Source organism: Helicobacter canis (genome assembly GCF_008693005.1).
Taxonomy (GTDB): domain Bacteria; phylum Campylobacterota; class Campylobacteria; order Campylobacterales; family Helicobacteraceae; genus Helicobacter_B; species Helicobacter_B canis.
This window is the reverse complement of the sequence record NZ_VXKE01000014.1, coordinates 1-16,903: the sequence shown is the minus strand read 5'-3', so window position 1 is coordinate 16,903 and position 16,903 is coordinate 1. Positions and strand designations below refer to the sequence as shown.

Annotated in this window: 15 protein-coding genes, 1 tRNA gene and 1 pseudogene; 10 read left to right on the top strand and 7 right to left on the bottom strand. The window is 47.3% G+C overall.

Translation table 11 applies throughout. The annotated features are described in order from the left end of the window. Positions 1–16 precede the first annotated feature (16 nt). The 3 genes from F4V45_RS04515 to trpA all read left to right on the top strand — a co-directional run bounded on the left by F4V45_RS04515 (position 17) and on the right by trpA (position 3,349). Positions 17–1,270 (top strand): glutamate-5-semialdehyde dehydrogenase, encoded by a 1,254-nt coding sequence (locus F4V45_RS04515; protein ID WP_150337262.1) that lies wholly within the window; start codon positions 17–19, stop codon positions 1,268–1,270. Between the two features lie 128 nt (positions 1,271–1,398). Then, the gene (gene trpB / locus F4V45_RS04510; RefSeq protein WP_150337261.1) at positions 1,399–2,580 is read left to right on the top strand and encodes a tryptophan synthase subunit beta; all 1,182 of its coding nucleotides are present in this window, start codon (positions 1,399–1,401) and stop codon (positions 2,578–2,580) included. Beyond that, positions 2,573–3,349 (top strand): tryptophan synthase subunit alpha, encoded by a 777-nt coding sequence (gene trpA, locus F4V45_RS04505; protein ID WP_150337260.1) that lies wholly within the window; start codon positions 2,573–2,575, stop codon positions 3,347–3,349. Before trpB ends, trpA begins: the two co-directional genes overlap by 8 nt. A gap of 45 nt (positions 3,350–3,394) precedes the next feature. Here trpA and F4V45_RS04500 read toward each other — a convergent pair whose 3' ends face one another. Continuing rightward, positions 3,395–4,054 carry a phosphoribosylanthranilate isomerase gene (locus F4V45_RS04500; RefSeq protein WP_150337259.1) on the bottom strand — a complete coding sequence of 220 codons (660 nt, stop codon included), beginning with the start codon at positions 4,052–4,054 and terminating at the stop codon, positions 3,395–3,397. Positions 4,055–4,056: 2 nt separating this feature from the next. Further along, a complete protein-coding gene (locus F4V45_RS04495; protein WP_150337258.1) occupies positions 4,057–4,932 on the bottom strand; it encodes a YihY family inner membrane protein in 876 nt (291 codons plus the stop codon). Positions 4,933–5,029: 97 nt separating this feature from the next. Here F4V45_RS04495 and F4V45_RS04490 point away from each other — a divergent pair, with 97 nt between their 5' ends. Beyond that, positions 5,030–5,257 (top strand): HP1242/YdcH family protein, encoded by a 228-nt coding sequence (locus tag F4V45_RS04490; RefSeq protein ID WP_150337257.1) that lies wholly within the window; start codon positions 5,030–5,032, stop codon positions 5,255–5,257. 25 nt (positions 5,258–5,282) lie between these two features. After that, positions 5,283–7,154 carry a tetratricopeptide repeat protein gene (locus F4V45_RS04485; RefSeq protein ID WP_150337256.1) on the top strand — a complete coding sequence of 624 codons (1,872 nt, stop codon included), beginning with the start codon at positions 5,283–5,285 and terminating at the stop codon, positions 7,152–7,154. On the opposite strand, the gene pseI is transcribed toward F4V45_RS04485, so the two are convergent. The 3 genes and pseudogenes from pseI to dapF form a co-directional block, all read right to left on the bottom strand. Further along, positions 7,151–8,155 (bottom strand): pseudaminic acid synthase, encoded by a 1,005-nt coding sequence (pseI, locus tag F4V45_RS09730; protein ID WP_246145119.1) that lies wholly within the window; start codon positions 8,153–8,155, stop codon positions 7,151–7,153. The genes F4V45_RS04485 and pseI overlap by 4 nt on opposite strands. Positions 8,156–8,302: 147 nt before the next feature. Beyond that, positions 8,303–8,773 (bottom strand): annotated as a pseudogene (pseH, locus tag F4V45_RS09725) (UDP-4-amino-4,6-dideoxy-N-acetyl-beta-L-altrosamine N-acetyltransferase); the annotation flags it as partial. 51 nt (positions 8,774–8,824) lie between these two features. Further along, positions 8,825–9,967, bottom strand: coding sequence for a diaminopimelate epimerase (gene dapF, locus F4V45_RS04475; RefSeq protein ID WP_150337254.1), 1,143 nt, complete (start codon positions 9,965–9,967; stop codon positions 8,825–8,827). A gap of 101 nt (positions 9,968–10,068) precedes the next feature. Here dapF and F4V45_RS04470 point away from each other — a divergent pair, with 101 nt between their 5' ends. Further along, entirely contained in the window at positions 10,069–10,587 is a 519-nt protein-coding gene (locus F4V45_RS04470) for a DinB family protein (protein WP_023929829.1), read from the top strand. Positions 10,588–10,694: 107 nt separating this feature from the next. Here F4V45_RS04470 and F4V45_RS04465 read toward each other — a convergent pair whose 3' ends face one another. Beyond that, positions 10,695–11,048, bottom strand: coding sequence for a Fur family transcriptional regulator (locus tag F4V45_RS04465; RefSeq protein WP_034577757.1), 354 nt, complete (start codon positions 11,046–11,048; stop codon positions 10,695–10,697). Positions 11,049–11,227: 179 nt separating this feature from the next. Here F4V45_RS04465 and F4V45_RS04460 point away from each other — a divergent pair, with 179 nt between their 5' ends. Next, positions 11,228–13,315 carry a TonB-dependent receptor plug domain-containing protein gene (locus F4V45_RS04460; RefSeq protein ID WP_150337253.1) on the top strand — a complete coding sequence of 696 codons (2,088 nt, stop codon included), beginning with the start codon at positions 11,228–11,230 and terminating at the stop codon, positions 13,313–13,315. A gap of 36 nt (positions 13,316–13,351) precedes the next feature. Here F4V45_RS04460 and F4V45_RS04455 read toward each other — a convergent pair. After that, a tRNA-Ser gene (locus F4V45_RS04455) sits at positions 13,352–13,439 on the bottom strand. A gap of 160 nt (positions 13,440–13,599) precedes the next feature. Here F4V45_RS04455 and F4V45_RS04450 point away from each other — a divergent pair. Genes F4V45_RS04450 through trpD form a run of 3 tightly spaced genes read left to right on the top strand, consistent with a single transcriptional unit; the run spans position 13,600 to position 16,808 of the window. Beyond that, positions 13,600–15,168 (top strand): anthranilate synthase component I family protein, encoded by a 1,569-nt coding sequence (locus F4V45_RS04450; RefSeq protein ID WP_150337252.1) that lies wholly within the window; start codon positions 13,600–13,602, stop codon positions 15,166–15,168. 9 nt (positions 15,169–15,177) lie between these two features. Further along, positions 15,178–15,771, top strand: a complete 594-nt coding sequence (locus tag F4V45_RS04445; RefSeq protein ID WP_150337251.1) for an anthranilate synthase component II — start codon at positions 15,178–15,180, stop codon at positions 15,769–15,771. After that, on the top strand, positions 15,768–16,808 hold the full coding sequence (trpD, locus tag F4V45_RS04440) for an anthranilate phosphoribosyltransferase (protein WP_210670664.1): 1,041 nt from the start codon (positions 15,768–15,770) through the stop codon (positions 16,806–16,808). Before F4V45_RS04445 ends, trpD begins: the two co-directional genes overlap by 4 nt. Positions 16,809–16,903: the final 95 nt, after the last annotated feature.

Sequence of the window (16,903 nt, the reverse complement as noted above, 5' to 3'; positions counted from 1 at the left end):
AGAGTAAAGGACTTTTATGGAGTATGCAAGCACGCTACAAGCATTACAGCAAGCAAGTAAGATCCTTGCTCACACTAGCGCGAAAATGCGCAACCACGCGCTAGAGTGCCTAGCCAATGAGCTAGAATCTAGCCGCGCGATTTTGCAAGAAGAAAATGCCAAAGACATTGCAAGCGCGCGTGAAAACGGACTATCACAGGCGATGATTGATCGCTTGCGTATTGATGATAGCGCGATTACAAGTATGATCCAAGCAGTCAAAGAGATCAAATCTCAGCCAGAAGTGCTAGGCGAGGTGATTAGCGGTGGAGTGCGCCCTAGTGGGATCACAATCGCGCAAGTTAGGATTCCACTAGGGGTGGTGTGTATCATCTATGAATCTCGCCCAAATGTAACGATTGATACCGCAGCTTTATGTATAAAATCTGGCAATGCCATCTTGCTAAAAGGGGGCAAAGAAGCCCACCACTCAAACACTGCCCTACTTGCTTGTATCACGCGCGCGCTAGATTCTAGCTCTCTCCCTAAAGAATGCGTGCAATCACTCGGGCTTATCGCTAGAGAAGACTTAGCTAGAATCTTGCAGCAGCGAGCATATATCGATGTGGTGATCCCACGCGGTGGGGCTGGGCTCATAGAGTTTGTAACCACTCATAGCAAAATCCCTGTCATCTTCCACGATAAGGGCGTGTGCCACGCATATATTGATAGCTCTGCTTCTAAGCAGCACGCGCTTGATATATGCCTAAATGCCAAAGCTTCACGCCCAAGTGCTTGCAATGCTATTGAGTGCATTCTAATCCACCGCGATAGCGTGGGGGAGATTTTGCCAGATTTAGTAGCCACACTGCTAGCAAATGGCGTGCAAGTGCGCGCGCAAGCAGAAGTGCTTGCCCTACTTGGAGAGAGAGATGGGCTTAGCCTAGCTAGTGCAAGCGACTTTGGCGTAGAGTTTGGGGACAAAATCATCGCACTAAAGATCGTAGAATCCATAGCACAAGCCTTAGAGCATATCGATCAATACGGCTCTAAGCATAGTGAGATCATCATCACACAAAGCTTAGATTCTGCTAGGGTGTTTTGCGACTATGTTGATGCAAGTGCTGTGTTTGTGAATGCTTCTAGTCGTTTTAATGATGGTGGCGAGCTTGGGCTAGGTGCTGAGATGGGCATAAGCACACAAAAGCTGCATACAAGAGGACCTATGGGCGCAGTGCATTTAACCACGACAAAATACCTTATCCACGGCAATGGCAGCATTAGAATCTAGCGCGCAAAATCTGCTCTAGTAGATTCTAGTTATCACGGCTGGGTGTTTTAGGATTCTCTTTGTAAAATCGCGCTACACTTTGGGGATTTAGAAGCTACAAGCTAGAATCTAGGTGCAAAGGACTAAAAGTGAAGAGTGGGTATTTTGGAGAGCACGGCGGGCAGTTTGTCCCAGAGATTTTTATGAATGCCATTATCGAGCTAGAGCAGGCATACACGCGCTATAAGCTAGACCCTAGCTTCCAAAAAGAGCTACAAGAGCTGCTAGATAACTATGCAGGGCGACCATCGCGCCTATACTATGCCAAAAAGATGAGCCAAGATCTAGGAGCTAGAATCTACCTAAAGCGCGAAGATCTAAACCACACCGGCTCGCATAAAATCAACAATGTCCTAGGGCAAGCACTACTTGCTAAAAAAATGGGCAAAACTCGCATAATCGCAGAGACAGGCGCAGGGCAGCACGGCGTGGCAAGTGCCACAGGGGCAGCACTTTTGGGGCTTGAGTGCGAAATATTTATGGGCGAAGAAGATGCTAAAAGGCAGGCACTTAATGTGTATAGAATGCGCCTACTTGGGGCAAAGGTGCATATCGTCTCAAGCGGGACTGCCACGCTAAAAGATGCGGTCTCACAAGCCCTGCGCGAATGGAGTGTGCGCATAGAAGATACGCACTACCTACTAGGGTCAGCCGTAGGACCCCACCCTTTCCCTATGATCGTGCGAGACTTTCAAAGTGTCATCTCCCTAGAATCTAGAGCGCAAATCTTGCAAGCAGAAGGAAGACTGCCAGATATGGTGGTAGCGTGCGTGGGAGGTGGGAGCAATGCCATAGGAAGCTTTCATCACTTTATCCAAGACTCTAGCGTGCGGCTTATCGGCTGTGAAGCAGCGGGTAAGGGCGTTGATACCAAAGAAACTGCCGCCACACTTACCACAGGCAAGGTGGGGATTTTCCACGGAATGAAGAGCTACTTCTGTCAAGATGAGTGCGGACAAATCGCACCTGTGTATAGCATATCTGCTGGGCTTGACTACCCGGGTGTGGGACCAGAGCACGCATATTTACACGATATAAAGCGCGCAGAGTTTGTCGCAATCACTGATGATGAAGCAGTAGGGGCGTTTGAGTATCTATCAAAGATGGAGGGCATTATCCCAGCAATTGAGAGCTCCCACGCCATAGCTTATGTGCAAAAAATCGCCAAAGACTTACAAAAAGACTCGCTAATCCTGCTTACACTCTCCGGCAGAGGCGACAAAGACTGCGCCGCTATGGCTAGATACAAAGGGGAGGAGATTTATGAGTAATATCACACAAGCCTTTAGCAAAAGAAAGGCATTTATCCCATTTATCACCTGTGGCGATCCTAGCCTAGATTTTAGCCAGAGGGCGATTGATACACTTATAGAAAATGGCGCGGATATTATTGAGCTAGGTATTCCATTTTCTGACCCTGTGGCAGAGGGCGATGTGATACAAAAAGCCACCGCACGCGCGCTAGATTCTGGCACCAGCGTGGAAGATGTCTTCGCGCTTGTGGCAAAGGTGCGTGCTAAAAGTAACATTCCCCTTGTGTTTATGACTTATGCCAATATTGTGTTTTCTTATGGAAGCAAGGAGTTTTTCGCTAAAGCTAGGGAGCTTGGGGTAGATGGTGTGATTATCCCCGATGTGCCTTATGAAGAGAGAGATGAGTTTGCGCGCTTCTCTCAAGGGCTAGATCTAATCCCCCTAATCGCCCCCACAAGCGATGATCGCATAGAAATGCTAGCCCAAAGTGCGCAAGGGTTTATCTACTGCGTCTCTTCGCTGGGTGTTACCGGGGTGCGTGAGCATATCATAAGCAATGAGTCCATTATCGCGCGCATTAGGCAAGCAAGCCAACTCCCTGTGGCAGTGGGCTTTGGGATCTCTACTCCTGCTCAAGCAAAGGACATAGCACGCTATGCTGATGGGGTGATTATAGGCAGTGCGGTGGTTAGCATTTGCGCACTTAGTGAGAGTGAAGAAATAAGGCTGCGAAAGCTTGGTGCGTATGCAAGGGAGATTCGAGCTGCGCTAGATAGCACGGACTGACAAAAGTGGATTCTAGGGAGCGATTCAGTCTTGGGTGAGCAATGCTTAGAATCGTGGAGTGCCTGCCCAAGACTTAATCGCAGCAGTAATTTCACGCATTTTTTGGCAGTCTTTTTGCCCATTAGATTCTAGTCCTTTGGAGAGATCGATCCCATAGGGCTTAAAGCTTAGGGCTTTAGGGAGATTGCTAGCATTGATCCCTCCTGCTAGGAAAAAGTCTCGCCTAAAGCCCTGCGCCCTTGCTTGCTCTATATACTCCCACGCAAACTGCTCCCCACTCCCGCCTTTGGCATTATCTAGCAGCAGCATATCCGCACAGCTTTGCTCTTGGAGAAGTATCGCGCGCGCACTTGTGGCAGCGATGGCTTTAAAAATCGGGGCTTTTGTGCGCGATTGTAGAAAGTGGATTCTAGCTTCTCTTTGAGCAAAAATCTCTTCACTCTCGCACAAGTGGCTATCGTGCAGCTGGACCACATCAATCACGCTAGATTCTACAAGCTTGATAATCTGCTCTAAAGGCATATCGACAAACACCCCTACTGCTTGGATTTGTGGGTGCAGGAGTGATTTAAGATGCTTTGCTTGCTCTGCGCTGACTTGGCGCAAGCTTTTAGCAAATACAAAGCCGATAAAATCTGGCACAAGCGCATTAGCACAGGCTATATCCTCCTCCCTCCATAGCCCACACATCTTAAGCTTAATCATAGCTAGATCATATCATTCTGGGCGGGGGGCGATTTCTCCAAAGCAAAGCACTGCAAAATCCCCTGACACGCCCTCATACCAAAGAGCATAACCAGCCACGACACATAAATCCAAACCATCAAAAACAGCACGATAGACACCGAGCCATAGAGTGTGGAGTAAGTGGTATTAAGCGTTACATAATAAACAAAGAGATTTTTCATAGCAAACCAAATGCTCCCAGAGATAAACGAAGAGATAAAGAGCGTCTTTTTATGCAGGGGCTTATTTGCCGAAATCCTAAAAAGCACCAAAAACAGCATACAAGTAGCAAACCAAGAAAAAATCTGTGAATACATCAGCGGCTTTGAGTGCGTATCAAGGAACTGCTGCGCGCTAAGGCTTAGATAAAACACCGCCACAGAAGCAAGGGGGAAGAGTGTAATCATCGTCCAATACATCATCAAAGAGTCAAAAAACTTGCGCGGCTTTGAGTTGAACATCTTTGAAGTGATGAACTCATAATTGCGGAAAAACAGCAGCGAAGTGATAAAAGCTGAAATCACCCCGACAACGCCCATCTTATTGCCATTTTCTAAAAATGTATTCATAAAGTTCATCACCACTTCCGCATTTGTAGGGAGAATATTTGAGAGTATAAGCCGCTCGACATCGACAATTTTATCCTGAAAATGCGAAAACGCCAGCAAAACAGAAAAGGTGATAAACAGCATAGGGATAAGCGCGAAAATCGTATAAAAACTAAGCGAAGAAGCATAGTAGAACATCTCCTGCCGATAGGTCAAAAACCGATACCCAAGCGCGCAAGTATGACGCATTTTTGCCAGCAGATCGCCCAGCCTTTTTCTCCACGCTTGTAGCCATTTTTGCTCTCTCATCTCTCTCCTTCAACACCGCAGAATCCAAGCGGTTATCCTAGCAGAAATTAAGCTTAAAATGCTACAATTACCCCCAAATCAGCCCAAAGGAGACCAAATGTTCCACGAATATCGCGATGAAATCCACGCATTAAAAATGAACAACGCCCACTTTGAAAAAATCTTTGACGAGCACAACGATCTTGATCAAAAAATCAAAAACGCAGAAGATGGCATAGAGCATCTTAGCAACACAGAAATAGAAGTCCTAAAAAAGCAAAAACTTCGCCTAAAAGATGAAGTCTATGCGATGATCCTTGAGTATCGCAAAACACACAAAAGCTAGAATCCACTTTTACAGCGAAGTAGCTATGGATCAAGCCAAGATTACCGCTACTTTGCTGCACGCATACAACTCCCAAGACTACCCACTCTGTCTCCAATTAGCCACACAATTCCTAGCTCAGAATCCAAACAACGCGCAAGTATGGTTTATCTGCGCGATGAGTTTGTATTATCTAGGTGATATTACACGATCTATCGACTATCTCAAAAACGCCCAAAAGCTCGCGCCAAATGATGAGAGCATAGCCATAAACCTAGCCGAGATTTTGCGCAAGGCTGGCTCTTTGAAAGATGCTGCCCTAACACTCGCGCCATTTCTCCCAAGCACCAACCCAGACATATACTTCAACCTAGCTAGAATCCTAAGCCAAGCAGATGAGAGCCAAAGTGCCATCGCCGCCTACCAAGAAGTGCTAAAGCTCTCGCCCAATGACACCCAAGCTGCCTACAATCTCGCCAATCTCTATGCCAAAGTAGAAGCCTACCCCCAAGCAATCGCGCTGTATAAAACCTGCCAAAGCCTTGAAGCCCACTTCAATCTAGCGCATACTTATGTGATGATTGATGATTTAGATTCTGCGTTAGTGCTGTATAAAAATTTAGAAGCCTACTTCGCCCCAAGGCTTAAAGAAATTGGTGAAAGCGAGGAGATCTACCACGCTTATAATGCTTCGCGCGCGGACTTTTACTTCAACTTCGCTAATGCCCTGCGCTATGCGGGCAAAAGTAGAGAAGCAGAGCGGCTCTACCAAAAGTGCTATATGATCGCCCCAAAGTTTGAATATGTCATAAACTATGCGCATTTGCTGCTTAGTGTGGGGGTGTTTGAGAGAGGCTTTGGCTACTACCAAGAGCGACTAAAGCTTGCCAAGCAGGAGATGGATAATACGCGGTTTTTCCAAAGCTCAAGGCATATTGCCATTTTGCCAGAGCCAGCGGCGATTAGAGAGTGTATCAAAAATGCTCGCGTGCTTATCTTCCACGAGCAAGGCTTTGGCGATAGTGTGATGTTCGCACGCTTTATCGATAGCCTAGAGTGCAAAGAGAAGTATGTCTTTGTGCAGGCTCCTTTGCGCAAGCTGTTTGCCAAGCGATTTACCATCGTGGAAGAAGATTTTAATGACTTTGATTATTGTATCTCCTTGCCTAGCCTACCCTATGTGCTGGGGATTTCTCTGCTTGAAGATTTTCAGCATAATGCTGTGTATTTGAGCGATATATTTGCTAGCTCGCACACACAAGCAAGCAATAGTGCGCTTGATGAGCTTGCCCTGCTAGATTCTGCCACACAAGTGGCAAAAGACTCTAAATTAGAGAGCATTGTAGGAAGCCTTGCTAGCCCTACGCCAAAAGACACTGCTAAAGCCTTGCGCATAGGGATATTCTTCCACTCAAACCCAAACTTCGCCTATGCCAAATACAAGTCAATCCCCCTTGAAAAGCTTCTTACTTGCTTCCACGCTTGTGCGCAAAAAGGCTTGCAGTTCTCCTTGCATTGTATCCAGCCTGAACCACTAGAATCCATTGTGGAAGCCCGCACCCTAGACACACTCATCAAAGAGTCCAAAGCCTCCCTGGAAGACTTGCGCACAAGGGCTACAAACACACAAGATTCTATCTTGCACACTTATGCGTTGCACGATTTTGATGATACTGCGCGCTTGATTAAGGCTATGGATTTGGTAGTAAGTGTGGATTCTGTGGTGGCGCACTTAGCCATAGCTCTTGGTGTGCCGTGCGCGACTCTAGCCTATAAGCGGTATGATTGGCGATGGGGCGAGATAGGCAAAAGTCGCTTTAGTGGATTTTGCGGGGGGGAAGTCTTTGCGCAAAATGTCTATGGGCAGTGGGAGCAAGTCCTACAAGAGCTAGAATCCTACTTACTTCGTATGCGCTAGCTAAAGTCCTGCCAGCTAAGCGGCGAGCCTTTCTCCAAATCTCTGCTCGCCCTTTTACCCAAAACTTCGGGGAGAAATTTTGGCGAGAGTCCGCCGCTTGGGCGTATAGAGCGGATATTGCTAGGCGTTAGAATCTGCCCCTTTTTTACATCTTCACACACAAAAAGCGAGCGGGCAAAGGCGCGCGCGGTGGAGCTGGCATTAGATTCTAGCTTGCTATCTAAATCTTGGCTGCCAAGTGCTAGGTGTGCGGATTTTAGCTTGCGTGCTAGAGCTTGAAACTCCCTAGCCTCCATACTAAACTCCGCATCAACACCCCCCAAAGACCGCCTAATAATAAAGTGCTTTTCTATCATACTTGCCCCCAAAGCGCAAGCCAAAAGCGCGCATAAATCGCCTTGCGTGTGATCGCTTAGCCCATATTTCACCCCATAGCGAGCAAGCGTTGGCATAGAGGCGATTTGGGCAGATTCTAGCGGAGCTGGATAAGAGCTTGTGCAAAGCAAAAGTGTAATGTCATCATTGCCCGCATCATAGCACGCCTGCAAGGCTTCTAGGATCTCTTGGTGTGTGGCAATGCCTGTGGAGATGATAATGGGCTTTTTGGTGCTAGCAACTAGCTTGATAAAGGGTATATCTGTGATCTCAAAGCTTGCGATTTTATACATTGGGCACTCTAGGCTCTCTAGCAGCTCTAAAGCCTTGGCAGAAAATGGCGAGCTAAAAATCCCCACACCAAGCCCCCTAGCATAGTCAAAAAGCTCCTTATGCCACGCAAAAGGCGTATAAGCCTTTTGATACAAATTATAGAGACTCTCCCCGTCCCAAAGCGTGCCAGAATCTATGCGGAAATGTGTTTTAGTGCTATCAATGCTTAAGCACTCTGGCGTGTAGGTTTGCAGCTTGACAAAATCCGCGCCTGCGATTTTAGCGGCTTTTATGGTGTGCTTAGCTAGGCGCAGGCTTTGGTTGTGATTGGCTGAAATTTCTGCGACAAGCAAGGGAGCTGCCTTTTGCTTGGGGGGAAATGCTTTATTCTTTGCTTGCTCATCACCGCTCTTAGATTCTAGCACTTTGCCATATACACACACATCGGCAAAGTTTTGTGTAAGCTCATTTGTATTGGAGCTTATGGGCGTATCTTTTGCGCGGATAAACTCACGCAGCCTCCCTTGTAAGGCAAAGCCTCTACGCTCATAAAATGCCCTAGCGTGCGCGTTAGATTCTAGCACTTCAAGATAGAGTGCGTGTAGCCCTAGCTCCCTGCCTGCTTGCTCTAGGGCTGCTAGCACCATCTCCCCCACGCTGCCAAATGCGCTATCCTCACACAGAGCGCGCCGCTGCTGCTTGCTCAAAAATGGATTTGTATAAATCCCAATATACGCGTGGGCATTGTGCAAAGAAATCTTGCTTAAAGAGCCCACACCTAGCACCACACTCCCGCACTTAAAGAGCCAATATTTCGAGCGTGGATTGTCCTTAAGCGAGTCGATAAACTCCCTATGCGCTTCTAGGCTAATAGATTGCGCATACATAAAGCTTGCCACGCGCTTATCATTGCGCATAGCGAGCACGCATTGCACATCATCTTCACAAAGCGTGCTAAAACTAAGCCCCATAATACCAGCAGGCTGGCTAGCTAGCGGATAGTAAAGCTGCATAATCTCCCCTTAATCATAGCAAGTTTGACATACTGCCACACATCGCACTTCCCCTTCTAAAAACACTTCCATATCGCCAGAGTAGGCTTTAGATTCTAGCTCATTGATATGTGCTAGAGTAGGGAGCTTGCCACTAGAATCTACTTTTGGCATTGGACTCTTCTCTTCGCTTTGCGATTCTAGCCCTAAATGCTTGCGGCAGGATTTTTCACGCCCAGCCTGTTTGTGTTTTTCTAGGATTCTAGGAATTGCGGTATTGCTAGTGAGGCTTTTAGCAAAATTTAGGGTAGAGCAAGACTTGAGGTCTGCGGTTGCCCTAAATTTTGCTAAATCGCCGCTATGACTACCCAAAGCCGAATCCCCTTTGACAAAGGGTTCGCACCATAGCCTTAGCCTATCCCCACTTGGCGGCACCAAGCTCGCGCTAGATTCTAGCCCATACACCTTATACCCCACAAGCAAAGTCGCTGCCATACCTGTCCCGCACGCAAGTGTGATGTCCTCTACTCCCCGCTCATAAGTAGCTAGGTAAATTTCATCGCTGTGCTTGGCGTATGCTAGATTGACATTAGCATTAAAGCTCTTGCGCAGCTCTTGCATAAACGCCTTTGTAGCCGCGCTAGATTCTCTAACAAGGGCTAAATCCTGCACAAAGCACACCAAATGTGGCACACCCGTATCGATGTAAAACCACCTTGCCGCATCAAGCAAGCTTGTGGGCAGATAGGTAGAATCTAGCTTTTGCACTGCATTACTAGGTAGCGCGCTTAGGGCAAAAAGATTGCGATATAGCCCAAGATTGCTAGAGACGATTTGCCCATTTACACGCACTTTAATCACTTGTGCTTGCATACTAGAGTGCGTGATGAAGCTATGATCCCTAGGGGCTAGCCCTAGATTGTAGGCATAGTGTGCCGCGCAGCGCGAAGCATTGCCACACATATTTGCGCGCGAGCCATCGGCATTGTAGAAGTCCCATTGGTAAGCGATCCCATCATCGCTAAAGGGCAGCAAGGCGACAAGCCCATCTGCTCCAATGCCGCTATGTCGATCACACACCGCGCGCGCTAGATCCGCATAGTCTCCTTGCGTAAAAAGTGTGTGGAAGAGCAAGAAGTCATTACCATTAGCGCAGTATTTGTAGAGAGTCATTATCGCCCTTTAGTGTGGATTGTCTCAAAAACCCTTAAGCAGAATCTAAACAAGACTTGCACATAATTGTAGCAGATCCTACAACTATACAAGGAGAGCTAATGAAAGAGATCGTGCGCCTACAAGCTACATACAACCAAGAAGCCAACAAAAAGATGATAAGCGTGCTAGAAGGGCTTGATGAAAATGTGCTCACCAAAGATATGGGACTATACTATAAGTCAATCCTTGGGACGATGGTGCATTATAGTGCTGGCGATGCGAGCTTTTTCAAGGAGTATTTTTCGGCATTTTGTGCCAAAGCTCCTAGCTCTTCAAAGATTGAAGCAATGCTTGCAGAGCCTTTTGCATTCAAGCCCCAAATCATCAACGACACAAGCAATCTCTTTGCCGCTAGAGAAGTGCTAGATAGCTATATTTTAGATATTGTTGAAAACATCAATGAAAGCGACTTTAAAGCCATTAAGACTATCCACTTCCCGTGGGGTGCTATGCAAAAGCCTGTGTTTCAATTTATCCTAGCTATACTAAACCACGCCACACACCATCGCGGAATGATTGCCTGCGCACTTGATATACTCAAGGTTGATAATGACTTTAATGGAATGCTTGGAGTTTAGATTCTAGCAAGCCCTAGGGGGCTACTAGGCTTGGCAGGCTTGATTGTAGAGAGTAGAATCTAACTTGCCACTTTAATAGCTGCTAGCCTGCAAGCGAGAGGTAGAATCTAGGATTCTGGTGTATCGCACTCTTCACACACACCTTTTACCACGACACTTTTGACCTTGCCTTTAATGGGAGGCAGCTCGAAGTCTTTAATCTCCTTGCACACATCACAAACAAAATGCGCCTTTGCCATATCAGCTAGCTCGTAGAAAAACTTGCCCTGCATTTCACTCTTGCTTACAATCCCGCTTTGCTCAAAGAGCTCCATATTGCGATAGAAGGTCGTTTTGTTTGCCTGTATTGCGAAGCTCTCAAAGCTTAATGGCTGCTTTGCTTTCAGTAGAATCTCAAGCATTTCTAAGCGCAAATCTGTGATATGGATATGATGCTCTCGCAGCAGTTGCACAGCGTCCATTGCTCGCCTTGTGGTTTTAAGATAAAGCATTATAGCCTATAAGTGGCAAATGAGATAATGCTATGCTTCTTTGCAATGTAGATTCTAGCACACAACTATATTTTTAATATGCAACTAAGTTGTTTTAAGTAAAATTATTTGCAATTATCCATCAAACAAATCATTAGCAAAGGATCATTATGCGTCTATTTCCCCTACTAGTAGCAAGCTCTCTAGCCTACACGCTCCACGCCCAAGCCACACAGGAGCAAGCTCCACCAAAGCCCGCAGAGCAAAAGACTCTTGACCCCATCTATGCCCAAGCTAGCAGAGAGTCTGCAAGAGATCACGAATACGCCAACACCACCACCATCGATGCCAAAAGCCTGCAATCTCGCCAAGCTACAAGCTTGCGCGATGTGTTCGCGCTAGATTCTAGTGTGAGTGTGGGCGGGGCTACCACCACAGCACAAAAGGTCTATATAAGGGGGCTTGAAGATAGGCTTTATAGTGTCAATATCGATAATGCCAGCCAATATGGCAACCTCTTCCACCACCAAGGCAACATCACTATCGATCCTATGATGATCAAAGACATTTCCGTCCAAAAAGGCACGCCAGATGCCTATATGGGAGCAGGCGCGCTAGCAGGGTCTATGAGTATCCGCACAAAAGATGCGCGCGACTTCTTGCGAGATGGGCAGAAATATGGCGCGCTAGTGGGGCTTGGCGGCTATAGCAACCAAGGCTTTAAAACGCACTTGGCTGGATTTTTCGCGCTAAAGAATACCGATGCGCTCCTATGGGCAAATTGGACAAATATCCTAGGCTTTTCTGCGGGCGATGGGCAGTGGGTGCAAGGCTCTGCTAATAACAACAAAAGCCTATTGTTTAAGCTCAATCAGCGACTAAGCGAGCGCAACACCCTAACACTCTCCTACAATGGGCTTAATGAAACTTCCACTGCGCCTTTTGCCACCAATTTAGCAGAGAGAAATGTAACGCTGTTTGCCCATACTAACTACAACCACACCGCCACCTTAGGCTTTACACGCCAAGCCGATAGTGCCAAGCCTAGCTCCACACAAGTGCGCACTAATCTCTACTTCAACCAACGCTCCCTTTACCTTAAGCCCCTGTCTCAAACAAGCACAAACGACCACCACGAAGTCGGGGAGAAAAACATCGCCTTTAGCAATGTCGGCTACAATCTAGCCCTAAGCAATCAATTTAGCGTGCTTGACCTAGAGTATGGGCTAAACTATCAAGGTGTGTTTGTCGCTGATACCGCCGCACCAAAAGATGCCATAAACCGCGCGAAAGAGAGCGGGCATATCTATGGCGGCTTTGTTAAAACAACCTATACGCCAAGCGAGCATTGGGTGCTTGGCGTGCAAAGCCGCTATGATGTGTTTAACTATTTTGATAAAAACAACCAAACCCACCTAACTCAAGGCTTCTCCCCAGCTGCTAGTATCACTTATCTCCCCACAAGCACACTAAGCTTGCGCGCAAGCTATGCCTATCTCACAAGGGGGGCTATACCCGGTGATGCGACACTACTAGGTGATAAAGATGTGCTAATCCACAAAAATCTGCGACCAGAATCTATCCAAAATATCGAGCTAAATGCAGATTATAGTGGCAGTATCTTTTGCGCGCGTGTGGCTGGGTATTACTCTAGGCTTGGAGACTTTATCAATAGCTATGCCCACGACCACGACCACAGCGACCATATCCACACGCCCGGCGAGCCTCATAGCCACGGCGGCTTACGACAGAATATGCACGCCCCCATTGAAGTCTTTGGCTATGAAGGCGGTGTGGGCGCAGACTACAAAGGCTTTAGCTCCTATGCTTCTATCGCGCAGAGCTTCCCCACTTATAAGGGCTATTTACTGCAAGATACTTATGAGCTAGGCGCGGTATCTGGGATTATTTATAATCTCTCTTTGCAGTATGAGTTTCCGCGCTATCATCTGCGCTTTGCTTGGCTTAGTCAATTCACCCAGCGCGTGAAATACAAAGGCTATGATATTTACAACGACCAAATAGGCTTCATCGACAAAGCCGGATATAGCGTGCATAATCTCTACATAAATTGGGAGCCTTTGGGAGAGAAGCGGCTATCACTGCGCCTAAGTGTCAATAATATTTTCAACACCTTCTACATCGCCCAAACAAGTCCCTTTAAAAACGAGGCGATGGAAAGCTTAGATTCTAGCGTGCGGCGAGCTATGCCAAATCCGGGGATTGATGCGCGATTTGAAGTAGGCTATCAGTTTTAGGAGATAGAATCTAAAGTCGTGGATAAAGTAGTATCGTGGCAGAGAGGAAGGGATTCGAACCCTCGAAGGCTTGCACCTTACACGCGTTCCAGGCGTGCTCCTTCAACCACTCGGACACCTCTCTATGTGCTACTATGAAAGAAGCGCACATTATAGCATATTTTACAAATCTCTAGGCAATCTCTACCACAAGCCCTAGGGTTAGCAAATCCACTTGCCTAATACTAATGTAGTGTTTGTTATAATCCGCGATCCACTATGCCATATCGCCACAAAGGTTGGGAATGTTTCCTAGTTTAGATCTCACACAAGCACAGAATCTAGCCAAGCAAGGCTACACACATATCCCAGTAGCAAAAGAGCTCTATGCAGATTTCATCACGCCAATCCTTGCCCTGCGCGCGCTTAAAGCCCACTCTAAAGAAGCCTTCCTCCTAGAATCTATGCAAGACCCAAACAACCGCGGGCGATACAGCTTCCTAGGTTTTGAGCCAAGTGCGCAAGTGCGCGCTAGCAGAAGAGAGATCACACTCACTACCAAAGACCCCTCCTTACGCGCCCTTGCTCCAAGCCCTAGCGTGCAAGATGGCGACTCTATCACCTTTAGCGGCGATCCTAAAGCCATCTTGCGCGCCATTCTAGCGCGCTACAAATCCCCAAAGCTTAGGGATATGCCACCTTTCACCGGTGGGCTTGTGGGGTATTTTGCCTATGAGTCTATCCGCTATATGGAGAGCAGCCTTGACTTCCCCGCGCCAAAAAGCCCAGAATCTAGCGATGATGATGATTGGGAGCTAGATTCTAGCGATGATTTGCATCTTATGCTTTTTTTGCACACCATAGTCTTTGACCATTTGCGCCAAAAGCTCTTGCTCATTACCAACATCAATCTAGCAGAGCTAGAATCTAGCCTTACACAAGCCAAACACAAGCTAGATTCTATCGCGCATATTTTGTATCAGGCAAGCAACGCTAGCAAGGCATTCGCACCCTTTAAGCTAGAATCCCCGCTTAAACGCTACTTTAGCAAGGAGCAATTTAGCCACAAAATCCACACCGCCAAGCACTATATCAAGCAAGGCGATATTTTCCAAGTAGTGCTATCAAACCCTATGCAAGCTAAAGCTAGCGGCTCGCTCTTTGATGTCTATCGCGTGCTGCGCACAAGCAACCCATCTCCTTATATGTTCTATCTCTCTAGCAGTGAGCTAGAAATCACCGGGGCATCGCCTGAGACGCTTGTGCGCTTAGATTCTGGCACACTTTATACCTATCCACTTGCAGGCTCACGCCCACGCGGAGCAGATGAGCAAGAAGATGTGCATTTAGAGCAAGAGCTTTTACGCGATGAGAAAGAATTGAGCGAGCATAATATGCTAGTAGATCTCTCGCGCAATGATATGGGGCGTGTGGCGCAAATTGGCAGCGTAGAAGTCGCGCAGTATAAGCAAATTGTCAAATACTCTCACATTATGCACCTCTCTTCTACGATCCGCGCACGCCTTGATAGTGATCAAGACGCCCTAAGCGCACTTGAAGCGATTTTGCCAGCTGGCACACTCTCTGGTGCGCCTAAAATCCGCGCGTGTGAGATTATCTATGAGCTAGAAGAAATCGCTAAAGCTGGCAATCGTGGGATTTATGGTGGGGCGATAGGCTACCTAGACTTCTCTGGCAATATGGACACTTGTATCGCTATCCGCCTTGTGTATAAAAGGGGCAATAGAATCTTCGTGCGCTCTGGGGCTGGGATTGTTTATGAGAGCAATGAGAATGCCGAGTGGCAAGAGCTGCAAAACAAAGCGCAAGCCATTATCCAAGCCTTAGAGCTAGCAAATGCTGGGCTTAATTAAGGAGCTAGAATGATCCTTTTACTTGATAATTACGATAGCTTCTCTTACAATCTCTACCAGCTTCTTTGCGCACAAGGAGCGCACATAGAAGTCCATCGCAACGACAAAATTTCCCTGCAAGACATACAAGCCAAATCCCCGCAAGCCATCATCATCTCCCCGGGTCCCAAAGCCCCTAAAGACGCTGGGATCTGCATTGATGCGATCCGCGCCTTTGCCCCGCATATCCCCATACTTGGCGTGTGCCTAGGACATCAGGCGATTTGTGAAGCCTTTGGTGGCAAGGTAGGCAGCGCGCCAAAGCTTATGCACGGCAAGCAAGACACCATAGAAATCGACACCGCAAGCCCGCTTTTTGCCAATCTGCCTAGACATATTGAAGTGGCGCGCTATCACTCTTTGTGTGCTTTAGAGCTAGGCAGCGAGCTTGTCGCCCTTGGGAAGACACTTGAGATAATGGGTGAGGCAGATTCTATGATTATGGCTCTAGCACATAAACACTACCCTACCTATGGCGTGCAGTTCCACCCAGAATCTATCCTAACGCCTAAGGGCGCAGTGATTATCCAAAACTTCCTAGCGATCGCACATAAGGGGATATGATGATTAAAGACTCTATAATCGCCCTAGCCAAGGGGCAAACACTGACCTACACGCAGGCAAAGCAAGCGATGGACGAGATTATGAGCCAAGAAGCTAGCGACATTCAAATCGCTGCTTTTCTTACAGCCCTTGCCTTAAAGGGCGAGAGTATCGATGAGATCACCGCGTGCGCAGAATCCTTGCGCGAGCACTGCGTGCGCTTGCTGCACAATATGGAAGTGCTAGAGATTGTAGGCACAGGGGGTGATGGCTCAAACTCCTTTAACATCTCCACTGCTAGTGCCATTGTAAGCGCAGCAGGTGGGGCGAAAGTCGCCAAGCACGGCAACCGCTCTGCCTCTTCACAATGTGGCTCTGCTGATGTGCTAGAAGAGCTTGGAGTAAATATTATGCTTGATAAAGAGCGTGCGCAAAGGCTTTTAGAAGAAATTGGGATTTGCTTTTTGTTTGCGCAAAATTATCATATCGCTATGCGCTATGTCGCCCCTGTGCGCAAGCAGCTAGGAATCCGCACGATTTTTAATATCCTAGGACCTTTGAGCAACCCAGCTGGAGCTAGCTTGCAGCTTATGGGTGTGTATGATGAGAGCTTATGCGAGCCGCTAGCACAGGTGATGAGAAATCTAGGTGTGAAGCGCGGAATGGTCGTCTATGGGCAAGATAGCCTTGATGAAATCTCCCTAAGCGCGCCTACTAGAATCTGTGAAATCAATGAAAGTGCTATACGATCCTACATTTTTAACCCTGAAGAGTTTGGGCTAGAGCTTTGCGATAAAGACGCATTACAAGGCGGAGACAAAGGCACAAACGCACGCATTATCCAAGAGATTTTTAGCGGGCAAGACAGGGGGGCTAGATACAACGCCACTTGCCTAAATGCCGGCGCAGCACTCTACATCGCCAACAAGGCAGAATCTATGCGAGATGGATTCTACCTAGCCCGCAAGCTGATCGACCAAAAAAGCGCGCAAGAAAAGCTTAGTGCCTTTATCGCCCACAGCCACTCCCCCACACCAAAGGACCTAAATGCTCTTTAACTCCTATCTCTTTATCTTTTGCTTTTTGCCTATTGTGTGGGCAGTGTTTCATATTTTAAAAGCATTGAGTGTTAAAAAAGATTCTACCACCTATA

What these genes read in the sequence shown, in the direction of transcription:
- F4V45_RS04515 (WP_150337262.1), top strand. Translation starts at nt 17, where the DNA reads ATGGAGTATGCAAGCACGCTACAAGCATTACAGCAAGCAAGTAAGATC.
- trpA (WP_150337260.1), top strand. Translation starts at nt 2,573, where the DNA reads ATGAGTAATATCACACAAGCCTTTAGCAAAAGAAAGGCATTTATCCCA.
- F4V45_RS04500 (WP_150337259.1), bottom strand. Translation starts at nt 4,054, where the DNA reads ATGATTAAGCTTAAGATGTGTGGGCTATGGAGGGAGGAGGATATAGCC.
- F4V45_RS04495 (WP_150337258.1), bottom strand. Translation starts at nt 4,932, where the DNA reads ATGAGAGAGCAAAAATGGCTACAAGCGTGGAGAAAAAGGCTGGGCGAT.
- F4V45_RS04490 (WP_150337257.1), top strand. Translation starts at nt 5,030, where the DNA reads ATGTTCCACGAATATCGCGATGAAATCCACGCATTAAAAATGAACAAC.
- F4V45_RS04485 (WP_150337256.1), top strand. Translation starts at nt 5,283, where the DNA reads ATGGATCAAGCCAAGATTACCGCTACTTTGCTGCACGCATACAACTCC.
- dapF (WP_150337254.1), bottom strand. Translation starts at nt 9,967, where the DNA reads ATGACTCTCTACAAATACTGCGCTAATGGTAATGACTTCTTGCTCTTC.
- F4V45_RS04470 (WP_023929829.1), top strand. Translation starts at nt 10,069, where the DNA reads ATGAAAGAGATCGTGCGCCTACAAGCTACATACAACCAAGAAGCCAAC.
- F4V45_RS04465 (WP_034577757.1), bottom strand. Translation starts at nt 11,048, where the DNA reads ATGGACGCTGTGCAACTGCTGCGAGAGCATCATATCCATATCACAGAT.
- F4V45_RS04460 (WP_150337253.1), top strand. Translation starts at nt 11,228, where the DNA reads ATGCGTCTATTTCCCCTACTAGTAGCAAGCTCTCTAGCCTACACGCTC.
- F4V45_RS04450 (WP_150337252.1), top strand. Translation starts at nt 13,600, where the DNA reads ATGTTTCCTAGTTTAGATCTCACACAAGCACAGAATCTAGCCAAGCAA.
- F4V45_RS04445 (WP_150337251.1), top strand. Translation starts at nt 15,178, where the DNA reads ATGATCCTTTTACTTGATAATTACGATAGCTTCTCTTACAATCTCTAC.
- trpD (WP_210670664.1), top strand. Translation starts at nt 15,768, where the DNA reads ATGATGATTAAAGACTCTATAATCGCCCTAGCCAAGGGGCAAACACTG.